Below are 26,959 nucleotides of genomic sequence, written 5' to 3'. Positions count from 1 at the left end.
GCCTATTCCTTCACCCCGCGCGATGCAAGCCGAAGGGCACGACCTTGTTCGCCGCGTCGTGGCCGATGTCCGCGCGGCCGAGCCAGGGGATGCCGGTGCGACCGCACCAATCGCGGGCGATCTCGTCGGCCTCCATGCCAAAGGGGCGGTCGTTTTCCGGAATGTCGCCGACCCGCCCGAGCCGCAACCCAGCCAATCCGCGCGGGCCCAGACAGGTCGCGACGTGAAAGAAGGCGCGGTCGAAGGCATATAGATATTCGCTCACCTCCTCGACCAGCACGACATGGCCCGCAAGGTCGGGTTCGAGCGGGGTGCCGAGCAGCATCGACAGCGTCATCAGGTTGAACGCCGCATGGCGCGCGCCGTGCTGCAACCCCGCCTCGCACGCCGCCGGATCGCGCGCAACGAGCCAGTCGAGCGCGCGCAGAACCGCCGCCTCGCCGCCCTCGCGGCGGATATCGGCGACCATCGGGCCGTGCGCGACATGGTCGAACCCCTCGCGATAGAGCGCACCGAGCAGATTGCCCTGATCCGAATAGCCGAGAAACGCCTTGGCCCGCGCCGCGTCGGTCATCGCCGCAACCGCATCCTCGGCGATCCGGCACGCGCCATAACCGCCCCGCGCGAACCAGATCGCGTCGATGTCGGGACGGTTCGCCATTTCGACGAGCGCGGCGAAGCGATGGCCGTCCTCGCCGGCGAAATGGCCGTGGACGGCGAAGCATTGCGGGTCAAAGACGAGTTCGACGTCGGGGTAGCCGAGGCTTGCGAGCGCGCGCACCGCCTCCGCATCGTCGGGCAGGATCGGGGTCGACGGGGCAACAATGCCGATACGCATGGACTGGCTGATTCCTCGATCCGCCCGATACGAGCGGTTATTGCGGCGGGTGCGGTTGCAAAGCCTTCGTCAAAGCCATATCGCGCCGCGATGGCCGAAAACAAATCCTATTTCTTCTGCGGCATCGGCGGGTCAGGGATGCTGCCGCTCGCGATGATCGTCGCGGCGCGTGGCGACGCGGTTTCGGGGTCGGATCGCAGCCGCGACCAAGGCCGGACGCCCGAAAAATTCGCATGGCTCGAAAGCCAGGGCATCGCCTTCTACCCGCAGGACGGCAGCGGTCCCAAAGCTGGCCAGATCCTCGTCGCGTCGGCGGCGATCGAGGACAGCGTTCCCGATATTGCCGCGGCCAATGCGCTCGGCCTGCCGCGTATGACGCGCGCCGACTTGAATGCCGCCTTGTTCAACGCGGCCGACAACGCGATCGGCGTCGGCGGGACGAGCGGCAAGTCGACCGTGACGGGAATGATCGGCTGGGTCCTCGAAAGTGCAGGCAAAAAGCCGACGGTGATGAACGGCGCGGTGATGCGCAATTTCTCGGGCGATGACAGGCCCTTTGCCAGCGCGCTGGTCGGTGACGCCGCGATCTACGTCAGCGAAGTCGACGAGAGCGACGGGTCGATCGCGCTCTATCGCCCCGATATCGCGGTGATCACCAACATCAGCCTCGATCACAAGAGCCTCGCCGAGTTGCACCAGCTCTTCGGCGACTTTGCCGCGAAAGCCCGCGTCGCTGTGGTCAACGCCGACGACGCCGAGTCCGCACCGCTGCTGTCGGGGCGCAATGTCGTGACCTTTGGCTTCGACGATGCGGCGACGATCCGCGGCAGCGATTTCGAGGCGCTGCCCGACGGCTGCCGCTTCGCCGTCCATGCCGATGGCACCGCCTATCGGGTGAGGCTTCGCATGCCCGGCCGCCACAATGCCGCGAACGCGCTCGCCGCCATCGCCGCCACCCACGCGGCGGGCACGACCGTAGCGCAGGCGGTCGAGGCGCTTGGCGACTTCGCCGGCCTCGCGCGCCGCTATGAAGTGCTCGGACAAGCAGGCGGGATCACGGTGATCGACGATTTCGCGCACAACCCTGACAAGGTGGCCGCGACGCTGGCGGCCGTGGCGGAACTGCCGGGCCGCGCTTTGCTCTTCTTCCAGCCGCACGGCTATGGCCCGCTCCGCCAGATGGGCAAGGAACTCGCGGCGAGCTTCGCAAGCGGAATGCGCCCCGACGACAAGCTGTTCGTGTGCGACCCCGTCTATTTCGGTGGCACCGTCGACCGCAGCATCGGCAGCGAGGCATTGGTCGCCGACATCGTCGCGGGCGGCGCAGGTGCGGTGCACATGACGACGCGCGCGGCGTGCGGCGCGGCGATGCTCGACGAGGCGAAAGCGGGCGACCGCATCCTCATCCTCGGCGCGCGGGACGATACGCTCACCGAATTCGGGCGCGAACTCTTGGAAAATCTGGCCGTCCGCGCTTGATTTCTCCCCGCGAATCTGTATAGGCGCGCTCATTCGGGGCGAGGCCATATTGCCATCGCCCCGTTTGCTTTGCACCAATCCGCAAGGCTTGACGACAGCCGGAGGGGTTTCGCGATTGGCGCGAAGCCAGCGATCGGCCAAATCGAAGGAAGCGCATCGTGCCGTTTTACGAGCATGTTTTTATCGCGCGTCAGGATCTGAGCCAGGCTCAGGTCGACGCGCTGGCGGAAACCGTCACCAACGTCATCGGCGAATTTAAGGGCACGGTTCACAAGACCGAGACCTGGGGCCTGAAGCAGCTCGCCTACAAGATCCAGAAGAACCGCAAGGGTCATTATGTGATGCTGTCGGCCGAAGTGTCGGGCGAAGCGATCGCAGAGATCGAGCGTCAGGCTGCGATCAACGAAGATATCATCCGCTGGCTCACCATCAAGGTCGACGAACTCGAAAAGGGTCCGTCGGTGATGATGCGCAAGCAGGAACGTCGTGGCGGCCGCGGCCGTGACCGCGACGGCGAAGAATAAGGAAAACGACCATGGCACGACCCTTTTTCCGCCGCCGCAAGACCTGCCCCTTCAGCCAGAAGGACGCACCGGTCATCGATTACAAGGACGTCCGCCTGCTCCAGGGTTACCTGTCGGAGCGTGGCAAGATCGTCCCGTCGCGGATCACCGCGGTGTCCACCAAGAAGCAGCGTGAGCTGGCGAAAGCGATCAAGCGCTCGCGCCACATCGGCCTGCTCCCCTACATTGTGAAGTAAGGAGGGCTGACCGATGGAAATCATCCTGCTCGAACGCATCGAGAAACTCGGCGGTATCGGCGATGTCGTCACCGTCAAGAACGGCTTTGCCCGTAACTATCTGCTGCCGAACAACAAGGCGCTTCGTGCGAACGACGCCAACAAGAAGCTGTTCGAAGCGAACCGCGGCAAGATCGAAGCCGATAACGCCGAACGTCGCACCGACGCCGAAGGCCGCGCCAGCGGCATCAACGGCAAGCAGATCGTCCTGATCCGTCAGGCATCGAACACCGGCCAGCTTTACGGCTCGGTTTCGGTCCGTGACATCGTCGACGCGCTCGCCGAAGACGGCGTCGAAGGCATCGGCAAGTCGATGGTCGAACTCGAACGCCCGATCAAGTCGCTCGGCCTGGTCGACGTCAAGGTCAAGCTGCACCCCGAAGTCGTCGTGACCGTCGGCGTCAACGTCGCACGTTCGCCCGACGAAGCCGAAATGCAGAAGCAGGGCATCGACGTTATTGCGGCGATGTTCGAGGAAGAACAGGCCGAGGCAGTCGCCACGGCACTGGAACCCGACAGCGAAGACGAATTCGAAGACGCAACGCCGCCTTCGGAGCTCGCTGGCGAAGCTGCTGCGGACGAAGCCGAAGAAGCTTAAGCTTCCCGAGGCCAAAGCCTATAGGAAAAGGCCGCGTTTCCTTTCGGAAGCGCGGCCTTTTTTCTTTTTGCCGGCCCGCGAAGGCGGGCGAAGCTCTTCAATAGCCCATCAGGCTCAGCACTTCCTTGCGGCTGCTTTGGTCCTCAAGGAAACAGCCGAGCAGACGGCTCGTCACCATGCCGACACCCGGGGTACGCACGCCGCGCCCGGTCATGCAGCCATGCTGCGCATCGATGACGACCGCGACGCCATGCGGCTGGAGATTGTCCCAGATGCACTTCGCGACCTCGGCGGTCAGCCGCTCCTGCACCTGCAGCCGCCGCGAAAACCCGTTGAGCACGCGGGCGAGCTTCGAAATGCCGACGACGCGGTCACGCGGAAGGTACGCGATCGACGCCTTGCCGGTGATCGGCGCCATATGATGTTCGCAATGCGACTGGAACGGAATGTCACGCAGCAGCACGATCTCGTCATAGCCGCCGACCTCTTCGAAGGTGCGCGACAGGTGGAGCGCCGGATCGTCGGCATAGCCCGAACAATATTCCTTCCACGCGCGCGCGACGCGGCGCGGCGTGTCGAGCAGTCCCTCGCGCGCCGGATCGTCGCCCGCCCACTCGATCAGCGTGCGCACGGCGTCCGCGACATGGTCGGGGACCACCACCTTGCCGTCCGGTCCCAACTCTTGTCCGTTGTCGCTCATTGCCCCGCTTTCACTGTTGCCTTCATGTCGCACATTTCGGGGCGAATGCGACGATAAGCAAGGGCCGGCGAAGAAGAAATTGTCCTCTCCCATCAACTTTACGTTGCGGAATCTTGGCTTTTTCACTTTTCCAAGACGCGCAGTTTCGCGTCCTTTTTTGGGCCGAACAAGTCACTTGACGCTTTCGTCAACTCGGCGCACCTTTAAGTCATACAGAACTCGCTCAAGCGGGTCGTATTCCGGAGAGGCCGGCGTTTTTCCCCGACGCCGGTGGGAGAGGACGATGACCAGCACAGCTGGCAAGTGGGATTCACGAGGGCACGTGGTCGTTCTGGCCGGGTGCCCTTTGCCATGTCTGGTCGCTTCCCCTCCCCTTACCACAATTTGACGTTGGGCGGCCCCGCATCGCGCGGGATCGAAAAAGGGAGGCTATAGATGAAGTTCAAGGCACTGATCGGAACCTCGATCCTTGCGATGACGGTGGCGACGCCGGCATATGCGCAGGACGCGGCGGATGAAGTGGAACGCGATGCTTTCGGCGGCGAAATCGTCGTCACGGCGCAGCGCCAGTCGGAACGTCTGCAGGACGTGCCGATCGCGGTCAGCGCCTTCTCGACCGAGGCGCTCGAAGCGCAGCAGATCAAGACACCGTCCGATCTTCAGCTGACCTTGCCCAACGTCACCTTCACCAAGACCAATTTCACGGGCGCGAGCTTCACGATCCGCGGCATCGGCGACCTTTGCGTCGGCACGACCTGCGACAGTGCGACCGCGATCCACCTGAACGGCGACCCGCTGTTTTCGACCCGCCTGTTCGAAACCGAATTCTTCGACCTCGAACGCGTCGAAGTGCTGCGCGGCCCGCAGGGCACGCTGTTCGGCCGCAACGCGACGTCGGGCGTGGTCAACGTGATCACCGCCAAGCCGAAACTGGGAACATTCGAAGCCGCCGCCGAAGCCGAATATGGAAATTATAATTCCATGAAGGGCAAGGCGATGGTCAACATCCCGCTCGGCGACACGATGGGCATTCGCGTTGCGGGCATTTACCTCAACCGCGACGGCTATACGAAGAACAGCTTCCTCGACACGCGCATCGACGACCGCGACTTGTACTCGGTCCGCGGCTCGTTCCGCTGGGAGCCCAGCGACGACACGACGATCGACCTGCTGGCATCCTATTTCCGCGAAAAGGACAAGCGCACGCGCATCCAGAAACAGCTTTGCCAGCGCGACCCGACCGGCATTCTCGGCTGTTTGAACAGCCGCCTCGACAATGCCCCCTTCAACGGCAACGCTACCTTCACCGCCGCGCTGACCTCGCGCGAATTCCTCGCGATCCGCGGCATTCCGCAAGCGTTTGCGCTCGGCAGCCTCTATGGCCCCGACGTCTATGCCAACACGACGATCCCGTCGGATCCCCGCGAGGTGAATACCGCTTACACGCCGAGCTATTTCACCAGCGAACTGACGCTGCAGGGCCAGATCGAGCATAATTTCGGCCCGGTGTCGCTGCAGGTGTCGGGCCAGTATCAGAAGGTCAAGCTCGACGCATCGCAGGACTATAACAGCAATATCGGCAACCGCGCGCTCTATGCGACCGGCCTCGCCACCTTGCAGGCGGCGGCAAACGGCGCGCTGGGCGCCGGTCTCGCGCCCTATTTCCGTCCCGTCGCGGCGGCGATCATTCCCAATGGGCCGACCGGCCAGCTTTGCACGTCGCTGGCGGAAGAAAGCGGCTACGGAAGCTTTGGCAGCAACAAAATCTGTAGCGACCAGTCGCTGCAGTTCGACCGCTCGAACCAGTATAACAGCAGTTGGTCGGTCGAAAGCATCCTGTCGAGCGACCTCGACGGGCCGTTTAACTTCCTGGTCGGCGGCATTTATGCCGATTACCACCTGACCGAGAACAGCTATTATGTGAACGCCTTCCCGATCGATTATCTGACGGGCGTGCTTGGCGCGTTCACCGCGGCGACGAACCCGCCGGCCGCGGGTGGCCCCCTGCCGCCTTCGTTCCTCGCGACACCCTTCTTCCGTAACAACACCGACGACCTGAATATCAAATCGTGGGGTCTGTTCGGCGAAGCCTATTTCGAGTTCAGCGACCGGCTGAAGCTCACGGCGGGGCTGCGGTACAACAACGACAAGAAGAGTGTGTCGGCGCGTTCGACGCTGGCGAGCTTCCTCGCACCGCACGCTGGAACAACCGACACCGTCTTCGGTTCGCCGTTCGTCGGATCATTTGACGCCGATCCGGGCACGCCGGGCAATCAGATCATTCAGGAACGCAGCGTCAAATTCAACAAGCTGACGGGCCGCGCGGTGCTCGACTTCAAGGTCACCGACGACAATCTGCTCTACGCTTCCTATTCGCGCGGCTATAAATCGGGCGGCATCAACCCGCCGCTGCAGCCGATTTTCGCGGTGCCCGAATCGTTCAAACCCGAGCAGGTCGACGCGTTCGAAATCGGATCGAAGAACAGTTTCGACAACGGCGCGCTCCAGCTGAATCTGACGGCCTTCTACTATAAGTACAAGGATCTGCAGCTCAGCAAGATCGTTGCGCGTACCGCGGTGAACGACAATGTCAGCGCCGACATCTATGGCTTCGAAGCCGAAGCCATCGTTCGCCCCGACCCTGATCTGGTCGTCAACCTGGGCTTCAGCTACCTGCACAGCAAGGTGTCCGACGACAAGTTCACGAGCAACCCCCGCGATTTCGGCGGCGGCCGCTCCGATGCGGTGATCATCAAGGATATCACCAACGCCGCCAACTGCGCCGTCGCATCGCGCTCGGGCAATGTCGCGGGGGTCAACGCCTTTGTGAACGGGGTCCAACAGGTCATCAACGGCGGCTTCGTCCCGGGCGTACAGGCGGGTGCGAACCTGCGGCCGACCACCGCTTTCCCGGCCGACGGCGGCATCGCTTCGACCGGAGCCTTCAGCATTTGCGGGGTCATGGAAGCGGCCGCGGCCGGCGCCTTTGCCGCCGCGGGGCTGAATCCGACCGCGTTCGGCGGGATCGAATATTTCTCCGCTGGCGTTCCGGTCAACATCAAGGGCAACCAGCTACCGCAGGCGCCGAACTATAAGTTCAGCGCGGGCATCCAGCATACGATGCGGCTGGGCGACGGCGACATGTCGCTCGTCCCGCGCGTTGACATGGCCTATACCGGTGAAAGCTATGGCAGCATCTTCAACGGCAATGTGAACCGGATCAAGGGCTATGCCCAGGTCAATGCCCAGATCCAGCTCAACGGTGCCGACGACAAATGGTATGTGAGGGGGTTCATCCAGAACATCTTCGACGCCAACAGCGTCACCGGCCTCTACATCACCGACCAGTCGTCGGGTAACTACACCAATATCTTCACGCTCGAGCCGCGCCGCTATGGCATCGCGGCCGGCGTGAAGTTCTAAACCTCACCGGCGGCAACGCCAACCAAGGCCCCGGTCTCTCGACAAGAGAGGCCGGGGCTTCTTCTTGTCTGTTGATGGGCGGCTATGGCCCCTGCTTTCCGGCCTGCCGATCCGGCGGATCATTAGCATCGAATTCGCCATATGCACCGATCAGCGAGACGAACCGCACCAGGCCCAGATCGTCGCGCGTGAACGCGTCGCTGGCGGTCCGGCGGATGCACAGCAGGTGCTGCTGGTCCGCCATGCCGACAGGCGCGACGAGCCGCCCCCGGGGCGCGAGCTGTTCGATCAGCGGCGGCGGCACGCTGGACGCACGCGCCGCCACCAATATGACGTCATAGGGCGCCCGGTCGGGCCAGCCGCGGCTTCCGTCCCCGATATGGATGGCGACATTGGGGTAGCCGAGTGCCGCGACGACGCCCCGCGCCCCCTCGGCGAGCGCGGGCAGGCGTTCGATCGTATCGACACGTCGCCCCAGCCGGCTCGCGACCGCCGCGGCATAGCCCGATCCGGCGCCGACCTCGAGAATATCGTCGTCGGGCGCAATCGCCGCCGCTTCCAGCATCAGCGCGACCACATAGGGCTGGGAAATCGTCTGTCCAAAACCGATCGGCAGCGGTCGGTCCTCATAGGCAAAATCGGCGAGCGCGGCGGGCACGAAGCGCTCGCGCGGGACCATGGCCATGGCGTGCAGGACGCGGCGGTCGGCGATCCCGCGCGCGGCAAGTTGGCTCGCAACCATCACACTGCGGAGAGCTTCGCTACGCGCGGCCTCCGGCACCGGGCGCGCTCCGCCGAAAAGAGGCATGACGCATCTCCTCGCCTGAACAGCTATCGAAACGGTTGGCGCAGCATTTGGTGGCATCGCGATCGAAAATTCGGGCAGAAGAGACGCCCTTGATTTCGCCAGCGACATGACCCCGCCCCCGCATCAGGCATCGGCCATATCGCCAGGAAATCAAAGGAAAGGCCCGGCCGTTCCTGCGAACGACCGAGCCCTTCTTGCCTGTCAGGCAGGGTAAGCGGGACGGCCGCGACCGCCCCTCTTTGGCCCGCTGATCAGAATTTGTAGCGGATAGTCCCGCCATAGGTGCGCGGCTGGCTCGGGTAACCCGAGACGCTGCCCGCCTGTGCGACCGCCGGGAAGACCGTCGTCAGATATTGCGCGTTGGTGAGGTTGCGGCCCCACACGCCCACGTCGATGCCGTTGGTCAGCCGGATCGTGAACGACGCGTTGAGCGAGTTGACCTCGCGCTTCAGGTTCTGTGCGATCAGCAGCCCTTGCGCCTGCGTCGGGAAGCCGCCCATGCCTTCGACGATCTGAACCGGGCTTTCATACGCATAGTCGACGTGCGCGATCGCCTTCGTCCCGCCCGCGAATTCGTGGGTGTAGGTGCCGCCGAGCGACAGCGACAGTTCGGGGATGCCCGCAGGCGTGCTGCCCGAGATGTCGCCGAATGCCGAATTGACGAAGCTGTCATATTTGGCGTCGAGATAGGTCGCCGCGAGCGTCAGGTTAAGCCCGGCGACCGGACGCACCGAGCCGTCGAACTCGATCCCGAACGTCGACTGCTTGCCGGCATTCGCGAGCGCAAAACCGGTGCCGGTGAAGATGTTCGACTGGAAGCCCTTGATCGACTGCTTGAACACCGCGACGTTCACCGCCGCAACGTCCCACTGGCCCTTCAAGCCGAACTCATAGACGGTCGATTCTTCGGGATCGGCAAAGCGCGAACCCGCCACGAGGTTCGGGGTACGCAGACCCCCAGCGGTAATCGCCGCAAGATCCGAAGCAAGCGGACGGCTATCGCGCGACAGGTTGACCGAGCTAGCCTTGAAGCCCGTCGCATAGGTTGCATAGATATTGACCGTGTCGGTGAGCTCATAGGCGGCGCGGACGCTGTACGAGAAGTCGCCGTCGTTCGTCTTGCCGCTTTCGACCGCGTTCGGGATGTTGAGGAAGGGCGGCAAGAACTGGAACGCCTTGAGGCCGGCCAGCGGATTCGCGCTGCGCCCATCGGGCAGCGTCAGCGTCGGATTTGCGGCCAAGAAGGCGGCAGTCGGTGCGGGAACACCCTGACCGATCAGCAGCGCCTGACGGAACGGCGTGTAGGCAGCCGCGTCAAGATTGACGCCCGAGAACACATCGCTGCTGACGACATTGGTCGAGAAACGCTTGCGATCCTTCGTATAGTTGCCGCCGAGGGTCAGCGTCAGGCGATCGGTGACCTCGAAATCGACAGTGCCGAAGATCGAGAAGGCCTCGTTCTTCATCTGATAATCTTCGTCGAGTCCGGTGCCCGCGCGGAAGAAAGTGCCCGCGTACTTCGCCGGGTTCCCTTCAAGCGCACCGAACGTCGCCTCGAGCATCGCGACGTTGAGCGCGTTGCCGCTCGCCGCGCGAATCAATGCATCACCGTAAGGACGGAAATGGTTTCCGAACTTGATCGCGCTCTGCTGGTCGACCTTTTCGTTGAAATAATAGCCGCCGATCAGGAAGTTGAGCGGGCCGTCGAAGTCCGATGTCAGGCGGATTTCCTGCGTGAACGTGTCGATGCCGACATTGTCGCTCTTCTCGCCGATCAGGTCGGCACTGGTGAAGTCCGAATCCTGGTTCGTGTCGGCCTGCACCTTGCGGTACGCGGTGATCGAGGTCAGCGCGAGATTGCCGAGATCATAGTCGATCTGCGCCGAACCGCCATAATTCTTGATCTTATTCGACGACAGGAAGTTGTTGTAGACCTCGTACGAGAAGGGGTCGTTTGCATCGACGCTGGGGCCGCCAGCGAGCGCGTTGGTGATCGCGACGGTCGGGCCGGCGATGACATTGCCCGCGATGCAGCAATTTTCGTCGATCTTGTCATAGTCGCCGATCAGGCGGATCGACAGCGCGTCGGTCGGTTCGAACAAAAGCTGGCCGCGAACGCCCCAACGATTGCGGTCGTTGACGTCGGTGCCGAGCTTCAGATCCTGCGCATAACCATCGCGGCGGTTGTAGCTGCCGCCGATCGAGAAGGCGATGGTTTCGCTGATCGGGCCGGTGACGTCGCCCTTGACTGTGATCGCGTCATAATTGCCATAGGTGACTTCGGCCGAGCCGCCGAATTCATACTGCGGCTTTTGCGTGACGATGCTGATGACGCCCGCCGATGCGTTCTTGCCGAACAAAGTCGACTGCGGGCCGCGCAGCACTTCGATGCGCTCGACGTTCGGAAGGTCGCCGATCTGGGCGGCCGAACGCGAGCGATAGACGCCGTCGATGAACACGCCGACCGACGGTTCGATACCGGCGTTGTTCGCGCCGTTGCCGAAGCCGCGAATGATGAAGTTGGTGTTCGCGCTCGACTGGAGCTGCGACACGCGCAGGCTGGGGACCGACGATTGCAGGTCGATGAGGTCGCGGATCTGCGATTCTTCAAGCTGCGCCGCCGACGTCACCGAGACCGCGACCGGCGTGTCCTGCAGCGTCTGCGAACGCTTGCTGGCGGTGACGATGATGTCGTTGCCATAATCGGTGTCATCGGCCGTCGTTCCGGCGTCGGCCGGCGCGGCATCCTGGGCGAAGGCATAGACGGGGGTGGTGGCGGCGCACAGCACGGTGGCGCCCAACAGAATGTTGCGCAAAGTCATGGTCAGTCTCTCTCTCCAAACCCACCGAGGCGCAGCCAAAGGCTTATCGGGAGATGCCCGGTGGTAAGCTCCCGGTCTAACGCCCGCCCCGGCGGCGTCAACGCGCGCACGCGCGAAACGGCCGATTTTCCGTGAATTCGTGACTAAAAAGCAACAGTTTACGTTACGGCGAACGTTCGAGTTGGTTACAGTTATGTGTCAAATGCGAAACGTGTATTAGGCAATCTGCCAAATGGCTCAGCCCCGGAAGACGAAGGACAAGCGATGCGGGCACAGACCCGGCCGAGCCCGAACACGCTGATCAAAACACTGCTGCTGGCATTCGGCCTGGCCTTTGAGCTTCCCGGCATCGCCGCGCGGATCGCCATGCTGGGACTGTCCCCGCCCCTCCTGCTCTACGCCGGCCTCTATGGCGGCCTGATCGCTTGCCTGTGGGGCGCGGCCTTCATCCGCCGGCCATTGCTGCGCTGGGGCTGGGCCGTGGTGTTTGCGCTCGCCACAATCTTCGTCGGCAGCTTTCAGGATGCCACGGCCGATGCGATGAGCTACGACGCCTTCGTCACCATGGTCCATTCGGCAGGCTTCGCCGACGATGCCGTCGCGCAATATGGCGCGTCGATCGCATGGGCCGCCGCCGGTGCATTCTTCCTCTTTGTCGGCGTCGGGCTGAAGCCCGGCGCCCGGCGCGCCCTGCCCAACTTCGCTGCGGCGCTCGCGCCGCTGGCGGGGCTCGCGATGCTAACCATCCTGCTGTTCGTGCGCGGGGGCGAAGGTGGCCGCGGGCTGCCGAACGCCTGGGTCGGAACCGCCTATTCGGCGCTCGCGGCATTCGAAGCCGCAACGCAGCCGTCGACGACGCGCCAACCGGTGACCATCGCGCATCGCCTGGAGCCGAAACAGGGCGACATCATCCTGATCGTCGACGAAAGCATCGCCGGCCGATACCTCGACATCAACGATACCGCGGGCGTGCGATCCGGGCTGACATCGCCGCCCCCCGGCATCGCCGTCAGCAATTTCGGGCTCGCCGCGTCGATCGCCAATTGCAGTTTCGGAAGCAATCTGACGCTTCGCTACGGCGGGACACGCGACGCCTATCACCGGATCAATGCCACGATGCCGTCGATCTTCGCTTATGCGAAGCACGCCGGCTTCGCGACGATCTACATCGACGCGCAGCGAACCGGCGGCGCCTATCAGAACGGCATGGACGATACCGAGCGGCGGCACATCGATCATATCGTCCAGTTTGACGATATACCCGTCGTCGACCGCGACATGGCGGCGGCGGATGCACTGATCGCGGCGCTGGGCAACGACCGGCGCGAATTCATCCTCGTCAACAAGATGGGCGCGCATTTCCCTGTCGCCGACAAATATCCCGACAGCGGCGATATTTTCCGGCCCGCGCTGCCGCGCGACGAATCCGCGGTCGTGACCGAAACCCAGCTTCCGGAAAATCTGTACAGCGGCACCGAAAGCTGGCGGCTCTACCGCAACGCCTATCGCAACACGGTTGCGTGGACGGTGGGCGGCTTCTTCGACCGATTGTTCGCCGGCGCCCGGCTCGACGGCGCGCTGATCGTCTATACGTCCGATCACGGTCAGAATCTGCACGAGCGCGGCGATTCGGGAACGACGACGCATTGCAGCCCGTCGCCGGTCAGCGAGGAGGGCGCGGTCCCCCTCGCAATCATCGGCGCGCCCGGTCATTGGGAAGCCGCCGCGAAGCGCCATTTCGATGCATCGAGCCACTACCGCATCTTTTCGACGCTGCTGAATGCGATGGGCTATGATCGCGCAGCGGTGCGCCGCGAATATGGTGAAGCGCTCGACTCCCCCGCTTCCGATCCGGCGACATTCAACAGCCTGTTCAACGCGCGGCTGGGGCGCAAGCCGATATGGGTCAAGGTCGAGCGCGCCTTGGTGGCGCGGCCGCCGGTCGGCGACTATGCCGAGCGCAAAATCGGCGCCGCACCGCGATGACGCGCGCGTGCAATGCTTTGCCAACGAATAGTTGCTAGGCTCGCCGCCATGTCAGGTCCCTCCAGCCCCCCCGAAACGGCACTCGGCCCGGATATCGCAACCGAACCCGATTTCGGTCAGCGGATCCGCCGCGCGGTGATCTGGCGCTCGGGGTCGCAGATTGCGGGGCAGATCGTCGCCTGGGCCTCCACCTTCCTCGTCATCCGTATCCTGACGCCCGAAGATTATGGCCTGTTCGCGCTCACCCAAGTGATGTTGATGCTGTTCAACCTGCTCAACGGTTACGGTCTCGCCAGCGCCGTGATCCAGCGCGACGAGGTTGCCGCCCACGAGCTGAGGCAGATTTTCGGGCTGCTGCTGCTGCTCAACGGCGCGCTCGCGGTCGCGCAGATTGCTTGTGCTCCCTTGGCCGCCGCCTATTATCGCCAGCCGATGGTCGCCGATCTGCTCCGGGTGCAGGCGCTAATCTATCTCACTATCCCCTTCTCGGCGCTCGCCTATGCGCAGCTCGCACGCTCGCTGGAGTTTCAGCGTCAGGCGCAGGTCAACCTCGTCTCCGCGCTGATCGGCGCGGGGGTCGCGCTCGGCGGCGCGCTGGCCGGCTGGGGCGTGTGGGCACTGGTCTGGGCACCGATCGCCATGTTCGCGACGCGGGCCTTGGGCCTGACGATCGCGGCGCGCAGCTGGATGTGGCCCAGCTTCGATTTTCGCGGCGCGGGTTCGATCGCGCGCTATGGCGGGCTGATCGCGGTCGCGCAGTTTTTCGGCTTCGTCCAGAGCCAGGCGGACATATTGGTCGCCGGCCGCTGGTTCGAGGCGCATCTGGTCGGCATCTATACGACCGCGCTGCTGCTGACACAGATCTTCAACAACAAGGTCGTGCCGCCGCTCAACGAGGTGGCCTTTGCCGCCTATTCGCGAATGCAGAATGATCGGCCCGCGCTGGCCGCGGGCTTCACGCGCTCAACGCGCGCGATCATGGTCGCGGCCATGCCGTTCTTCTTCGGCCTCGCCGCGGTGGCGGAGCCGCTCGTGCTCACGCTGCTCGGCGAGAAATGGCGCGAGATTGTGCCGTTACTGCTGCCGCTGGCGCTCGCCATGCCCTTCTGGACCTTGTTCACCCTGCTTCGTCCCGCAACCGACGCGCTCGGCCGCCCGGGCATCGCGTCGGGCAATGCCGCGGCAGGGGCGCTGCTGATGCCGGCGGTATTTCTGGTCGGCGCGCAATGGGGAATCATCGGCATCGCATGGGCCTGGCTGGTCGCCTATCCGTTGCTGCTCATCTTTGCCGCCGTCCGGAGCTTGCCCGTTGTCGGCGTCCGGGCGAGCGAGCTGTTGCGCGCGGTCGCCCCGCCGATTCTCGCGGCCACCGCCATGGCCGCGGTGGTGATGCTGGTCGATCGTATGCTGCCCGCGCTGCCCGAGCCCCTGCGGCTGGCGGTGCTCGTCGCAACCGGAGGGCCGATCTATTGCCTGTGGCTGGCGTTGTTCGCGCGCGAGACGGTGCGCGACCTGATCGAACTGGTGCGCGGACGACGCATGCCGGCCGCTCCGGCCGTCGCTACCTAAGCGCGACCGAGTGCCGCGACAGCCGCGCGCGTCGCATCGATATAGGCATTGCCGCTAAAACGATAACTGCCGATAAAATGGACGAACCGTGCGTCGGCCGGCACGCCTTCGTCCCAGAAATTGAGATAATGATCGTAAGGCAGCAGCAACGGGTCGGGTTCGTTGGCGATAACGATGTTCGACGTCACCTGCTCGCTGCCCCACCGCGCCCAGCGCTCGACTCCCAGCAGTCGTTCGGCCTCGCGTGAAAACGCCTCGGCAAGCGCGCGCCCGTCGCCGCCACGCGCGAAACCAGCAAAACCCGCACATCCGCGCACATAGCGCGGGTTCGTGAGCGTGGGCAGCGAAACGCGGTCGAGACCACATTCGATCGCACCCTGCACATGCGCCTCGGGATTGTGGAGAAACGCGTCGTCATCGGACTTTGCCGCCATTTCAGCGAAGGACAACAGCTCGGAATCGGGATCGCCGCGCAATGTGAAGCTGCGATTTTGCATGATCGCGGCGGCGATCTCCGGCACCTCGCCCAGCGTTACCGTGTCCGAATCGAGCTGGATCACATAATCGCCGGCCCGCATGTCCAGAAGCGCGAGAAGGCGTTCCCAGACCTGGCCGCGCGGACAAGGCGCGGTATCGATATCCGCGATCGACACAATGTGCGGTTTTCCAAGGTGCGTCGCCAGTATCTGCCGGTCGGCGTCAGTGAGTGTCCCGTCGTCGAGAATGACGATGCGCCCTTTGCGAAGCTGTGCGTGCAGCGATTTGACCGCGACCAGATAGGGCAGCAGCACCCGCGTGCCGATCATGGAAAACAGGATCAGCCCGTCATCGGCCGGCACGATCGGGGGGGTATCCAGTACCGCATGTGCCGCGGCGCGGTGCGCGCGCTCTTTCCACAACCGGTTGAGTTTGTTCACGATCCTGTTCATCGCGCGGCAGTAACACGCAGAACAGCCCATTGGTAGAGGCGAAAATCGACGCATTTGCGTCCTTTCAGGACGTTTCTTGCCGGCGAAATTCGGGTGTCTGCAGGCGATCGCAATCGGCGTGCAGAGTGTGACATGTCCGGGAGGAGAAAAGTGGTGCCCGGGGACGGGGTCGAACCGCCGACACTGCGATTTTCAATCGCATGCTCTACCAACTGAGCTACCCGGGCACGGCCGCTACGACCGGTCGGTCGCGCTGGCGAGCGGCGGCTATAGGCAGGGCTTTGCATCCTGTCCAGAGGCTTTGTGACGCTCTATTTTGGGGTCAGCCTTCGTCGAAACGATCGTCCTCGGCAGTGCCGTCGGGCGCCTGGTCGACCGGCACACGATAGCCTTCGCCGAACCAGGTGAGCAAGTCGCGATCGCGGCAGCCGCGGCTGCAAAAGGGCTTATATTCGGGCTCGCGCGGCTTGCCGCACAGCGGGCAGGATTGCGATTTGGCGGATGTGTTATTGGGGATGGCCCATTCCTTTGATCTGGGCGTCGGCGATCAGTTCGACCGGCCGGCCTGTACGTCTTTGCAGCATTTCGATCCAGCGCGGCTGGCGGCCGAGATGATCGATGACCGCCGGACGCGCGGTCAGTTTCAGAACCCCCGCCCCCACCGCGCGTTCCGCCTGCCGCAGCAGCAGGGCGCCGTCGGTGGCGACGGGATCGAGCCGTATCTGTTCGATCAGCGAGGGCCGCACGCGGCGGCGGATGATCTGCATCAGGCCGAACCCGTTGACCGCGGTGCGCTCGAAGGGCTGCGGCAAAAGCGTATCGATCAGCGCATCGATCACAAGCCGATCGGCCCGGCGCGCCAGCGACGGGAAATCGATCCCGATCGATCCCGTGATGTCGCAGCAGCGAATCACCCTGACCGCGGCGGCCGCACCCGCCTTGGCCAGCGCCAGCGGGTCATCATCGCCGTCGATGTCGATCAGCACCATCGCCGGGGTCGCATCGACCCACAGTGCGCCATCGCCGAACGGCCAATGGCCGGTTTGCACATGACCGACGATCTCCGACCAGCCCGCTTCTTCCAAACGGTCGGGTCCGGGTGCGCCGAGATCGACGACCTTCACCCCGCTCGCCGCGATCCGCACGCGCAGGTCGGGGCCGGGTCCCACCGCCGCGTCGGGATCGGCGATCTTCGCTCGTCCGAGCTTGTCGCGGCCGCGCTCCATCAGCGCCGCGCGGGTGATTTCCACCTTCAACTGCGAGCCGATCGGGATGCCGGGCGGCAATCTGGCGAGTGAGACAAGCTGTTCGCCGGACCCGTCGAGCATGGCCAGCGGCTTTTTCCCAGCCTCGATCAGCCGGGCATGTTGCACGGTACCGACGGGCGGTCCTTCATGGTCACGCTCGATCCGGGCTTCGACGATCGCGCCATCCTCGACCAGCGCCGCGCGCGCCTCGCCGATTCCGGCTTCGTAGAGCCACTCAGCCAAGCGCGATTCCCGCGCTCGTCAACAACGCGCGCGTTTCGAACAATGGCAGGCCGACGACGTTCGAATGGCTGCCCGACAGGAAACGGACGAAGGTTTCAGCGCGGCCCTGGATCGCATAGCCCCCCGCCTTGCCCATGCCTTCGCCCGATTCGATATAGCGGTCGATCTCGGCGGCGCTCAGCGCCTTGAACGCGACGACGGTATCGACGACGCGCACGCGGGCCTTTCCGTCGGTTCCGACAACGCAAATCCCCGAATAGACATGGTGCCGCCGCCCCGACAGGAGCCCGAGCATCCGGCGCAGATCGGCCTCGTCGGTGGGCTTTTCGAGGATACGGCGGCCCACCGCGACGGTGGTATCGCCCGCGAGCACGACCTCGTCCGGCGCGCGCTCGACCGCGAGCGCCTTGCCCTTGGCAAGCCGCGCGACATAGTCACGCGGCAGCTCGGCCTTCAGCGGGGTCTCGTCGATTTCAGGCGCAGCGATGCGTGACGGCACAAGGCCGATCCGCGCCAGCAATTCGCGCCGGCGCGGCGATGTCGAAGCAAGCACGAGCACGGGAAAGTTCGCCGCGCTGCTCACTTGAAGCGATAGGTGATCCGACCCTTGGTCAGGTCATAAGGGGTGAGTTCGACGAGCACTTCGTCGCCCACCAGAACGCGGATTCGATTCTTGCGCATCTTGCCGGCGGTGTGACCCAGAATCTCGTGGTCATTTTCCAGTTTGACGCGAAACATCGCGTTGGGCAGCAGTTCGACCACTTGGCCGCGCATTTCCAGAAGTTCTTCTTTCGCCATCAGTCCTCTATGGGCTCGAAATCAAGGATGCGGGCCCATAACGCCAATTTGTGCCAATTGAAAGCAATCTGTCACAGGCGGTTTCAGGCGACGAGTTTGAGCCTGCGCGCGATGCGCCAGCCAATGGTTTTCATCCAGGCATAGCTCGGCCAGCGCGGCGGCATCGCAGGGTCGAGCCCCAGGCGGCGCAAGGTCGCATTGGCGGCATGCGCCTCGGACTCGCGATAGCTCCACTCGCTGCGCCAGGTGATCGACAGCGAGATCGACGGCGCATTGCCATTGGCGACGAAATGCGGCGCCATCACCGGCATCAGCACCGCATCGCCGGGGCCGAGCGGCACCTGCTGTGCATCGCCATGATAATCGTCCTGCCACGGCAGGTTGCGGTGACCGCCGGTGTGATAGCGTTCATGCTCGCTGCGATGCGCGAAGCGTTCGTCGCCCGACGGCCAGACGTTCATCACCTTTGTGCCGCGCAGTTGCAGCAGGATATTATGCTCGGGATCGAAGTGAAACGGCGTAATCGACCCCGGCGACGAGATGAAGATGAATCCCTGCGGCGTCAGCATCGCGCCCGTGCGCGGCTCGACCACGGCTTCCAGTTCGCCGAGCAGGTCCATCAACAGCGTTCGATAGGCTTCGACATTCTCGATATTCTTGAGCACCGCCCAGCTGCCGTTGCTGTCGATCGTGCGGATCGTCTCGCCGATCGACAGGCCGTTCGAAGGGATGTCTTCGGGGCGAATGCCGATCGGGACATTGCCCGGATTATACTCGACCTCGCTCGCGGGCAGGCTTTCGCCGAGCTGTGCGAGCGCTTCGAGCGTGAGTAGCGGGTGATCGGGCAGATGATGGTGCAGCAGCCCCGCTTGCAGCGGATAGAGGGCGGTCATCCGCTCGAGCGTTTCGGCGGGGAATACCGGGCGGGTGATCGGCTGGAGCGCGGTCATAACGGGCTTTCTACTTCATTTTCGGGCGCAGCGGCACCCTTCCAGCGCCGCCAGAGCCGCTCGGTCTTCGTCAGCATAGCGAAACGAAGCCTGTCCGGGGCGGCCGACAAAGGGACGTTGATCCAGACAAGCGCGCGGCGTTCGCGCCAGACGCTGTCGATCATCGGATGACCAGGCGCCGCGCAGCTGTCGACCCAGTCGATTTTCGGGTCGTCGAGCAGGTCGAGGTTAGCCTGTTGCAACAGCACGCCGGGCGAGAAACGGGCATAATCCTCGTCAAACGCGGTCTTGAACGAAAAGCCGCCGGGCGGGCAAAGGAAGTTGACGAGCATGGCAAGCGGACGGTCGTCCAGATCGAGTGCGCGCATGTCGAGCCGGCCAGCATCGCCCGCCGCGACGAGGATCGCGCGGAACCACGCCTGCGTGTCGCTCTGGCTCGCGAGCGCCGATTTGGCGCGTCCCTTCCAGCCGCGCGCCTCGAGGTCGAGGAAGGCATCGATCCACGGATCGATTGCCTCGTCCGGCTGCCAGCGGCGAAATTGCACCATGCCCTGCTCGGCGAGCCGGTTCGCCTGCCGCCGCAATTCCTTGCGCTTCTTCGCGCGCACCGCGGCGTCCCAATATTCCTCTGGCGACAGATTGCTTTCGAGCAGCGCGCGTTCCTCGCGGTGCACCACCTCGGCCTCGCCGCCACGCATCCGTGCGACATCGACGAGCGCGCGGTGCAGCGGGCCGCCTTCGGTCAGCCGCGGCACATGCACTAGGGTGCGCGCCCATGGCGCCGCGTCGCACCAGCCGAGCAGGATCGACCAGAACAGGCTTTCGAAACCCGCTCGCACGAGCGGGCTGCCGAGGAAATGATTGGGATGCGCCCAGCCCGTGACATGCCGCAGCGGCACGCGGCCATAATGCGTTGCGGGGGCGAGCGGCATGATGCCGATCACCGGCCCGTCACTGCCGTCGCGCACAAGCACCAGCCGCGCGTGCCGTTCGGGATCGAACAGGTGCAGCGCCGATTGCAGGCACCAGCGCTCGGCAAAGGGATTGGGCTCGCTTGTCGCGTCGGCCAGCCGGTCCCACTGCGCGGCAAGGTCGGGTGACAGCGCGAGCGGATCGACAACGCGCACCGTGAGCGGCGCGGCTTCGGCGGCGCTTGTCGGAAAGGCAGGATGGACCGTCATCGGCAGCGAGCCTAGCAGCCAAGCGTTAAGGATGGGTGGCAAATCATCTCATCCTCCTTCCTTCCAAGGAGGAAGAATCAGATCCCGAACAGTTTGGCCAGCGACTTTTCCAGCATGAAGAATTGCCAGATCAGCCGTCCATGATCGCGCCGCCCCGATTGGTGCGCCGCGACGATGCGTTCGATTTCGGCCATGTCGAACCAGCCCGAGCGCGCGAGCGTCGATGAGGTCGCCAACCCCTTCGCGGCCTCGACGAGCGGCCCTCGAAACCAGTGCGACACTGGCGTCACGAACCCCATCTTGGGCCGATAGAGGATGTCGTTCGGCAGATAGCGTTCCATCGCCTGCTTCATGATCGCCTTGCCGGTCCCGCGCTTGACGCGCATCGATGCGGGCAGGCTCGCGGCGAATTCGATCAGCCGATAGTCGAGCAACGGCTCGCGCGCCTCGAGGCTGACCGCCATGCTCATCCGGTCGGTCTTGGTCAGGATGTCGCCGGGGAGCCATATCTGGAGATCGGCATATTGCGCGCGGTCGAGCGGCTCGCGCGCGGGCGCCTCGGCCATCGCCTTCCAGTATCGCGTCTCGGCGACATGATCGCCGAGTGCATGATGCGCGGCGTCGTTGAACAGCCGCGAACGCTGCGCCTGCCCAGTCACCCCGACCGCTTCGGCATAGCCCTCCGCCCCGCTTTTCGACAGGCTGGCGAGCGTCGCGCGCGCGCGGAGCGGGCGCGGCGCCCAATCCATCTGCGGCCACACATGCGACAATGGCCCGAGCACGCCGCGGCGCAGGAAGCCCGGAATCAGCCCGCGCAGCTTCTCCTCCTGATGCTGGAACACCAGGCGGCGGTAGCCGGCGAAGGCTTCGTCGGCACCATCGCCCGAGAGCGCCACCGTCACCTCTTCGCGCGCGAGTTCGCACACACGATAGGTCGGCAGGGCGCTCGCATCGGCAAAGGGCTCGTCGAACTGGTCGGCGATCTTGTCGACCAGCGTGAAGTCGCCCGACGACACGGTGCGCGTCCGGTGATCGGTCGCGAAGCGTTCGGCGATCTGCTGGGCGTAGGCGGTTTCGTCGAGCGCCGCCTGATCGAACCCGATCGTGCAGGTCTTGACCGCCTTCGCGCTCGCCTCGGCCATCAGCGCGACGACCGCGCTGCTGTCGACTCCGCCCGACAGGAAGGCGCCGAGCGGCACGTCGGCGACCATGCGGTCGGTCACCGCGGCGCGCATCAGGTGGACGAGATGCTCGGCCGCCTCGCCTTCCGAAGCCCGGACGCGCTTCGAGAAATCGGGCGCCCACCAGCGCGTCGGTCTGGGCACCGGTTTGCCACGTTCGAGCATCAGATAATGGCCGGCGGGCAGCTTCTCGACGCCCGCGACGATGCAATTGTCGTCAGGGACATAACCGAAGGCGAGGAAGTCCTCGATCGCGGTCAGATTGGCTTCCTGCCTGAGCAGCGGATTGCGCAGCAGCCCTTTCAGTTCCGACGCGAACGCCACCGATCCGTCCGACAGGCGCACATGATGGAGCGGCTTTACGCCCAGCCGGTCGCGCGCAAGGAACAAGCACCCGCGCTGATGATCGTGGATCGCAAAGGCGAACATGCCGTTGAGGCGCGACAGGCAATCGGGACCCCATTGGCGCCACGCCGCGATGATGACCTCGGTATCGCCGCTGGTGCGGAAACGGTGGCCGCGATCCTCAAGCTCGGCGCGCAGCTCGCGGAAATTATAGATTTCGCCATTGTAGGTGAGCGTGACGATCTCGTCGTCGCTCGCCATCGGCTGCGGGCTGCCCGCAATGTCGATGATCGAAAGGCGCAGGTGGCCTAGCCCGACCCCGGGCGCGGTCCACTCGCCCGATCCGTCGGGGCCGCGATGCTGCATCGGCTGGAGCATCGCGCGCAGGCGCGCCGGGTCGACCGGTTTCGCCGTTTCCAGATGATAGATGCCGGCGATCCCACACATATAGGAACCGCTCTTAACGCGTTTTCAGCGCGCGGTCAGCCATTGCCTTGGCTCCGCCCGACGCGGAAAGGAAATCCTCTATCGCATTGCGGCCGCCGTTCCGCTCTTCGCTCGATATGATCAGCGACAGTGCGCGCGGATCGCCGCCGAGTAGCCGCGCCTTGAGGCCCGCAAGCTTCGCGCGGCGCGGATCGCCGGTCACCCTGCCACCGACGACATACCAAGTCGCCGCATCGCGCAACACCGGGCCGGGATGCAGCAGCCGCTCGGTCTTCGCGCCCTCGACTGCGGGGAGCGAGGCGCTCCACGCCCATTTGCTGTCGGGGTCGATCGCGCCTTGCCCGAAGGCGACGACCTCGCGCCCCTCCGCCTGGTGCTCGTACCCGCCGACCGCGACGGTCACCACCTGCCCCTTGTCGTTGGCGAACTGGCGCAGCAGCCGTTGATCGGCGCCATCGAAGCGCGGCTGCCACTCCATGGTTGCGACGCGCGCCTCGCTCCAGCCCGGCGGCGCTTCGACTGCCATCGTATCGGGCAAGGGTGCGCTGCGTCCGCCGACCAGCGCGCCCCAGCCGGCAAAGAGCAACGGAACCGCGAGCGCGACCGGCAATACCGTTTTTGCTCGCCCGGCAAAGCGCGGCACCCCATCCAATCCGCGCACGTCAACCGCAGCGTCATTCGCCGGCCGATCGAACCAGCGCCGCGCCACGAGCATGACGAGCAGGATCACGGCGCCGAAGAAGAACCAGCCATAGAAGACATGGTCGATCCCGCCCGCTACCTCGATCCCCCAGATTTCCGCCGCGACCATCGTGCCATAAGCGCGCAGCGCGTTGGCGAGGATCGTCGTCGCGAGCGCCGCGAGGACAAAAACGATCCGCCGCGTCCAGCTGCGGAAGCAGAGATGTGCCGCGAACACCGCAAAAGCGAGCATCGCGATCAGGAAATTGACCCCCGAACAGGCTTCGGCAACCTCGAAGAAGCCCGCGGGTGTGGTGATGAAGACGCCCTCCATCTCGGCCCGGATGCCCGACAGGTGGAGCAGGACCATGCTGATATGCGCGGTGAGCGTCTGGAGCAGCGGCACCAGTTCTTCACCGAACGGCACCAGCAGCAGCGCATAGCCGAGCGGGAAGAGCAAAGCGCGCACGAGCCTTTCGCCGAGCGTCGCCGCGACGGCGCCCTGCAGCATGAGAATAAGACCCAGTTGACGGAACAGGCCGACCCCCGCGGCTTCACCGACCAGCCACACCAGCCCCGCGCCGGCCATCCATATCAGCGCAGGCCACCAATAGACCGGTGTCAGCGGCCGCAGCAACGCCGCGCGCTGCGACACCAGCCACCCGATCATCGGGACGATCAGCAGGCAATGGGTGAAGGTCGAGCTGTTCCACCAGATACCCGCCACGTCGGCCGCCTCACGCCAGAAGATCGCGAAGATCGCCGCCGACAAGAGGGCAAGCGCCGCAAGATGGCGTTGCCAGCGCGTCATGCGGGCAGCCCCAGCAACTCGCCGAGCGGCGCAAGACGGGCGTCCCAGCCATAGCGCGCGATCATTCGCGCGCGCGCCGCCTGCCCCATCTTTGCCGCCCCGGATCGGTCGTCGAAGAGCGAGCACACGGCATCGGCCATCGCGGCCGCACCATCGGCAACGAGCAGATGTTCGCCCGGCGTCGCGTCGATCCCCTCGGCAGCGGCGGCGCTCGCGACGACGGGCCGCGCCATCGCCATCGCTTCGAGCAATTTGTTCTGCACCCCGCGCGCAAGCAGCAGCGGCGCGACCACGGCATCGGCGGCGACGAGCCACGGCCGCACATCGGGGACCTCGCCGGTGACCGCCACGCCGGGCAGCGCCGCGAGCGCGCGCACTTCATCGGTCGGCGCACGACCGACGATCGCAAAGCGGGCGTGTTGATGCCGCTCGCGGATCAGCGGCAGGATGTCGGTCGCGAACCAGCGCACCGCGTCGATATTGGGGCGGTAATCCATCTGACCGGTGAAGACCGCCAGCGGCCCCTCGCCCACCCCGACCGCATCGAACTTGATCGCCGGGTCGAACCTGTCGGTGTCGATGCCGTTTTCGATAGCGCGGACCTTGTCCGCGCCGAGTTCCCTCTGCTTGCGAAACAACGCCGCCTCGGCCTCGCTCACGAACAGGCTGGCATCGACGCGGCGCGCAACCCCTACCTCATAGGTGCCCAGCACGCGCGCTTCGCGTTTGTGCACCCAGTTCAGCGGCTGGCGCTTGTCCTGTTCAGCGTAGGTGGCGAATTTGGCGGAATCGACGTCGACGAAATCCATCAGCACCAGGCCATCGAACCGGGCGGGCAGATATTGCGCCATCTGGCCCGAGAAGGCGACGATATGGCTGACGGCGCCCTGCCCGATTAGCGCGTCGACATGGCGCGCCAGCGCGGCGTTGCGGAACAAACGGTTCGACACCGGCTCGCCGCGCAGCACCGCCTGCGCCAGTGCGACAGGGCGCGAAGCTTTACGCACTTCGATCGTCAGGCTCTTGCAAAGCGGCGCCATTTTTGCCTGCGCGGTTGCGGCTTCGCCCGCATTGTCGGCGAGCGCTACAACATGCACTGGCGCCAGCTTCGCCAGCGCCTCGAACATGTGCCAGCTGCGGATCCGGTCGCCGCGGTCGGGGGGCCAGGGCGCGCGGTGAACGAGGAACAGGATTTCGGCCACTAGCCGAGTCCGCGGGCGATCAGCGGGCCGATCCGGTTTGCTGCCCAGAGCGGCAGTTTCTTCCAAAGGTCGACTTGCAGCCGGTATTTGGCGCTGTTCGGGTTGGTGTCGCGCGCGGTTTCGCCGGGCGCGAGCCAGCGGGCGTAGACGAGCGGTTGCGGTTCGAAGCCCCAGTTCTTCTTGTAGGCGAAGGGTCCTGTGCCGAGCTTTGAGCGGCCGAAATCGAAGCGGGTGCAGCCGCGTTCGCGGGCGTGGCGCATGAGGGCGAAGTACATGAGTTCGTTGGCGCGGAGGCGGCGAGCGTCGGTGGTGCCGCCGCCCCAATAGGGCATCACGGTGCCGCGCCAAGTGAGGCTGAGGACGCTGGCCACAACTTCACGATCGTTGCGCACATTGAGGATGTTGGCGTCATCGCCGAAGGCATCAATTACACATGAAAACAATGATTTATGAAAAACTGGGGTGCCGAGATTGCGGACGCTCGTCGCATAGATGCGATAATGGTCGCGGCGGTCCTGTTCGGAGCGGCCGGTGGTGACGGTGAGACCGCTTTCGAGGGCCTTGCGGACCTCGGCGCGCTGTTTGCGCGGGATGGCGAGGAGTTCTGCGTCGTCGGCGGCGGCGAGGTCGCGGGCGAAGCCGGCGTAGACGCCGTCCTCGCGAGTCCAGCCCTCGCCTTCGGGCAGCGGGCCGCCGCGCAGTTCGACCGACGGGAGGCTGAGTGAGCGCGCCATGTCGGCCGCGCCCTGCGCGAGCGTTGCCGCCACGGCTTCATTGTCAGCGAGAATGCCGCCACCCACCGCGAAGCCGCTGGCGACGAGCGCCTGACCGAACAGGGGCGAGCGGATATGGTGGAGCGGGAGAAGGCCGGTCAGCTTGCCATCGACGTCGCGCGCGGTGACGAGGTGGCAGCGGTGGCCGGTCGCCTTGGTGATCGCCTCGCACCACGCGCGGGTGTGAAACGGCGTCGCTTGCGCGTGCGCGGCGACATAGGCGTCCCACGCCGCCGTGTCGGACAGCGGGGCGGCGGTGAAGCTTTGGTCGATCGACACAGGCGCGTTCACGCCGCTGCGCGCCAGGGCAAAGCGCGCTGCTGCTGCGCGGGGAGCAAGTCGTCGGCGCGGGTCCATTCGAAGTCGGCGAGCAGCTTCCTGAGCTTGCCAGCCATGGCTGATAAGCCGCTGTAATGCCGGATCTTCGACCGGATCGGCGCATCGGCGACGCGCGGCTGGCCGGGATCGATTTCCCATGGATGGAAATAGAGGATCGCCGGATGCCCCTCTTCGTTCATTCGCGCGATCGCCCAGCGCGTGAAGCCATAGGGCAGCATCCGCATGAAGCCGCCGCCGCCCGCTGCCAATGTCCGCCCCGCAAAGCGCGCGGTGGTGACCGGCCATTCGACGAGGGCGCTGTCAGCCAGCGGGCGCCACGCATGGCGCGGACTTTGCGGCCAGCCATAATGGTCGTGGACGACCGGCGCGACGCTCGACGAATAGGCATAGCCCTGTTCGGCGAGCACCGCATGCGCCCACGGCGTGCGCGTATCGACCGAGAAGCTCGGCGCACGATAGCCGCGCACGGCGACCCCGCCGAGGTCTTCAAGGATCGCCTGTGTCTGCTTCAGGTCGGCGGCGAATTCGTCGGCGGTCATGTTGAACACGCGCTTATGGTCATAGCCGTGGCTGGCAAGTTCGTGCCCCGCCGCGACGATGCGCTTGATCAGCGCGGGATAGCGTTCGGCCACCCAGCCCAAGGTGAAAAAGGTGCCCTTGGCGCCCGCATCGGCAAAAATTTGCAGCACCGCGTCGCAATTCGCCTCGACGCGGCATTCGAGGCTCGGCCAGTCGGCGCGGTCGATCGTGCGCTCAAAGGCGCCGACCTGGAACCAGTCCTCGACATCGACCGACAGGCCGTTCTGCATT

General features: G+C 64.8%; 23 protein-coding genes and 1 tRNA gene. 7 read left to right on the top strand and 17 right to left on the bottom strand.

The window, feature by feature from the left end; translation table 11 throughout:
• Positions 1 to 10: 10 nt before the first annotated feature.
• Entirely contained in the window at positions 11 to 838 is an 828-nt protein-coding gene (locus V8J55_RS19230) for an LD-carboxypeptidase (protein ID WP_336447204.1), read from the bottom strand.
• A gap of 90 nt (positions 839 to 928) precedes the next feature.
• Between V8J55_RS19230 and V8J55_RS19225 the strand changes: the two genes are divergently transcribed.
• The 4 genes from V8J55_RS19225 (at position 929) to rplI (ending at position 3,714) form a co-directional block, all read left to right on the top strand.
• Positions 929 to 2,317 (top strand): Mur ligase family protein, encoded by a 1,389-nt coding sequence (locus tag V8J55_RS19225; protein WP_336447203.1) that lies wholly within the window; start codon positions 929 to 931, stop codon positions 2,315 to 2,317.
• 158 nt (positions 2,318 to 2,475) lie between these two features.
• Complete coding sequence (gene rpsF / locus V8J55_RS19220; protein WP_037554563.1) at positions 2,476 to 2,841, top strand: 30S ribosomal protein S6; 366 nt, start codon at positions 2,476 to 2,478, stop codon at positions 2,839 to 2,841.
• Between the two features lie 11 nt (positions 2,842 to 2,852).
• Positions 2,853 to 3,077, top strand: a complete 225-nt coding sequence (gene rpsR, locus V8J55_RS19215) for a 30S ribosomal protein S18 (protein ID WP_037517582.1) — start codon at positions 2,853 to 2,855, stop codon at positions 3,075 to 3,077.
• 13 nt (positions 3,078 to 3,090) lie between these two features.
• Complete coding sequence (gene rplI / locus V8J55_RS19210; protein ID WP_336447202.1) at positions 3,091 to 3,714, top strand: 50S ribosomal protein L9; 624 nt, start codon at positions 3,091 to 3,093, stop codon at positions 3,712 to 3,714.
• Between the two features lie 97 nt (positions 3,715 to 3,811).
• Here the strand turns inward: rplI and folE are convergent, their stop codons facing one another.
• The gene (gene folE, locus V8J55_RS19205; RefSeq protein WP_336447201.1) at positions 3,812 to 4,414 is read right to left on the bottom strand and encodes a GTP cyclohydrolase I FolE; all 603 of its coding nucleotides are present in this window, start codon (positions 4,412 to 4,414) and stop codon (positions 3,812 to 3,814) included.
• A 435-nt stretch (positions 4,415 to 4,849) separates the two neighbouring features.
• Between folE and V8J55_RS19200 the strand changes: the two genes are divergently transcribed.
• Positions 4,850 to 7,837 carry a TonB-dependent receptor gene (locus V8J55_RS19200; protein ID WP_336447200.1) on the top strand — a complete coding sequence of 996 codons (2,988 nt, stop codon included), beginning with the start codon at positions 4,850 to 4,852 and terminating at the stop codon, positions 7,835 to 7,837.
• Between the two features lie 82 nt (positions 7,838 to 7,919).
• On the opposite strand, the gene V8J55_RS19195 is transcribed toward V8J55_RS19200, so the two are convergent.
• Positions 7,920 to 8,645: a protein-L-isoaspartate(D-aspartate) O-methyltransferase gene (locus V8J55_RS19195; protein WP_336447199.1), complete on the bottom strand. Its 726-nt coding sequence runs from the start codon at positions 8,643 to 8,645 to the stop codon at positions 7,920 to 7,922.
• Between the two features lie 251 nt (positions 8,646 to 8,896).
• On the bottom strand, positions 8,897 to 11,467 hold the full coding sequence (locus V8J55_RS19190; RefSeq protein WP_336447198.1) for a TonB-dependent receptor: 2,571 nt from the start codon (positions 11,465 to 11,467) through the stop codon (positions 8,897 to 8,899).
• A gap of 264 nt (positions 11,468 to 11,731) precedes the next feature.
• Here V8J55_RS19190 and V8J55_RS19185 point away from each other — a divergent pair, with 264 nt between their 5' ends.
• Complete coding sequence (locus tag V8J55_RS19185; protein WP_336447197.1) at positions 11,732 to 13,453, top strand: sulfatase-like hydrolase/transferase; 1,722 nt, start codon at positions 11,732 to 11,734, stop codon at positions 13,451 to 13,453.
• 48 nt (positions 13,454 to 13,501) lie between these two features.
• Positions 13,502 to 15,022: a lipopolysaccharide biosynthesis protein gene (locus V8J55_RS19180; RefSeq protein ID WP_336447196.1), complete on the top strand. Its 1,521-nt coding sequence runs from the start codon at positions 13,502 to 13,504 to the stop codon at positions 15,020 to 15,022.
• On the opposite strand, the gene V8J55_RS19175 is transcribed toward V8J55_RS19180, so the two are convergent.
• The 13 genes from V8J55_RS19175 to V8J55_RS19115 form a co-directional block, all read right to left on the bottom strand.
• Positions 15,019 to 15,939: a hypothetical protein gene (locus V8J55_RS19175; protein WP_336447195.1), complete on the bottom strand. Its 921-nt coding sequence runs from the start codon at positions 15,937 to 15,939 to the stop codon at positions 15,019 to 15,021. The two genes, V8J55_RS19180 and V8J55_RS19175, sit on opposite strands and share 4 nt — an antisense overlap.
• A gap of 163 nt (positions 15,940 to 16,102) precedes the next feature.
• Positions 16,103 to 16,178, bottom strand: a tRNA-Phe gene (locus V8J55_RS19170).
• Positions 16,179 to 16,273: 95 nt separating this feature from the next.
• A complete protein-coding gene (locus tag V8J55_RS19165) occupies positions 16,274 to 16,429 on the bottom strand; it encodes a DNA gyrase inhibitor YacG (protein WP_443030843.1) in 156 nt (51 codons plus the stop codon).
• Positions 16,430 to 16,457: 28 nt separating this feature from the next.
• Positions 16,458 to 17,441: a ribonuclease gene (locus V8J55_RS19160; RefSeq protein ID WP_336447194.1), complete on the bottom strand. Its 984-nt coding sequence runs from the start codon at positions 17,439 to 17,441 to the stop codon at positions 16,458 to 16,460.
• Positions 17,434 to 18,000, bottom strand: a complete 567-nt coding sequence (locus V8J55_RS19155) for a Maf family protein (protein WP_336447193.1) — start codon at positions 17,998 to 18,000, stop codon at positions 17,434 to 17,436. The genes V8J55_RS19160 and V8J55_RS19155 overlap by 8 nt, the downstream gene beginning before the upstream one ends.
• 20 nt (positions 18,001 to 18,020) lie before the next feature.
• Positions 18,021 to 18,239 (bottom strand): translation initiation factor IF-1, encoded by a 219-nt coding sequence (gene infA / locus V8J55_RS19150; RefSeq protein WP_010162480.1) that lies wholly within the window; start codon positions 18,237 to 18,239, stop codon positions 18,021 to 18,023.
• Positions 18,240 to 18,322: 83 nt separating this feature from the next.
• On the bottom strand, positions 18,323 to 19,189 hold the full coding sequence (locus tag V8J55_RS19145) for a cupin-like domain-containing protein (RefSeq protein WP_336447191.1): 867 nt from the start codon (positions 19,187 to 19,189) through the stop codon (positions 18,323 to 18,325).
• Positions 19,186 to 20,370 (bottom strand): GNAT family N-acetyltransferase, encoded by a 1,185-nt coding sequence (locus V8J55_RS19140; protein ID WP_336447190.1) that lies wholly within the window; start codon positions 20,368 to 20,370, stop codon positions 19,186 to 19,188. The genes V8J55_RS19145 and V8J55_RS19140 overlap by 4 nt, the downstream gene beginning before the upstream one ends.
• A 77-nt stretch (positions 20,371 to 20,447) precedes the next feature.
• Positions 20,448 to 22,343 carry an XrtA/PEP-CTERM system amidotransferase gene (locus tag V8J55_RS19135; protein ID WP_336447189.1) on the bottom strand — a complete coding sequence of 632 codons (1,896 nt, stop codon included), beginning with the start codon at positions 22,341 to 22,343 and terminating at the stop codon, positions 20,448 to 20,450.
• A 13-nt stretch (positions 22,344 to 22,356) separates the two neighbouring features.
• Positions 22,357 to 23,835 carry an exosortase A gene (gene xrtA, locus V8J55_RS19130; RefSeq protein WP_336447188.1) on the bottom strand — a complete coding sequence of 493 codons (1,479 nt, stop codon included), beginning with the start codon at positions 23,833 to 23,835 and terminating at the stop codon, positions 22,357 to 22,359.
• Positions 23,832 to 25,037: a TIGR03087 family PEP-CTERM/XrtA system glycosyltransferase gene (locus V8J55_RS19125; protein WP_336447187.1), complete on the bottom strand. Its 1,206-nt coding sequence runs from the start codon at positions 25,035 to 25,037 to the stop codon at positions 23,832 to 23,834. Before V8J55_RS19125 ends, xrtA begins: the two co-directional genes overlap by 4 nt.
• Positions 25,037 to 26,101, bottom strand: coding sequence for a FemAB family XrtA/PEP-CTERM system-associated protein (locus tag V8J55_RS19120; protein ID WP_336447186.1), 1,065 nt, complete (start codon positions 26,099 to 26,101; stop codon positions 25,037 to 25,039). Before V8J55_RS19120 ends, V8J55_RS19125 begins: the two co-directional genes overlap by 1 nt.
• Positions 26,098 to 26,958 (bottom strand): XrtA system polysaccharide deacetylase, encoded by an 861-nt coding sequence (locus V8J55_RS19115; RefSeq protein ID WP_336447185.1) that lies wholly within the window; start codon positions 26,956 to 26,958, stop codon positions 26,098 to 26,100. Before V8J55_RS19115 ends, V8J55_RS19120 begins: the two co-directional genes overlap by 4 nt.
• Between the last annotated feature and the right edge of the window lies 1 nt (position 26,959).

This window comes from Sphingopyxis sp. CCNWLW2 (assembly GCF_037095755.1).
Classification (GTDB): domain Bacteria; phylum Pseudomonadota; class Alphaproteobacteria; order Sphingomonadales; family Sphingomonadaceae; genus Sphingopyxis.
Note: the sequence above shows the minus strand (reverse complement) of the source record. Positions and strands in the feature narration are given on the sequence as shown.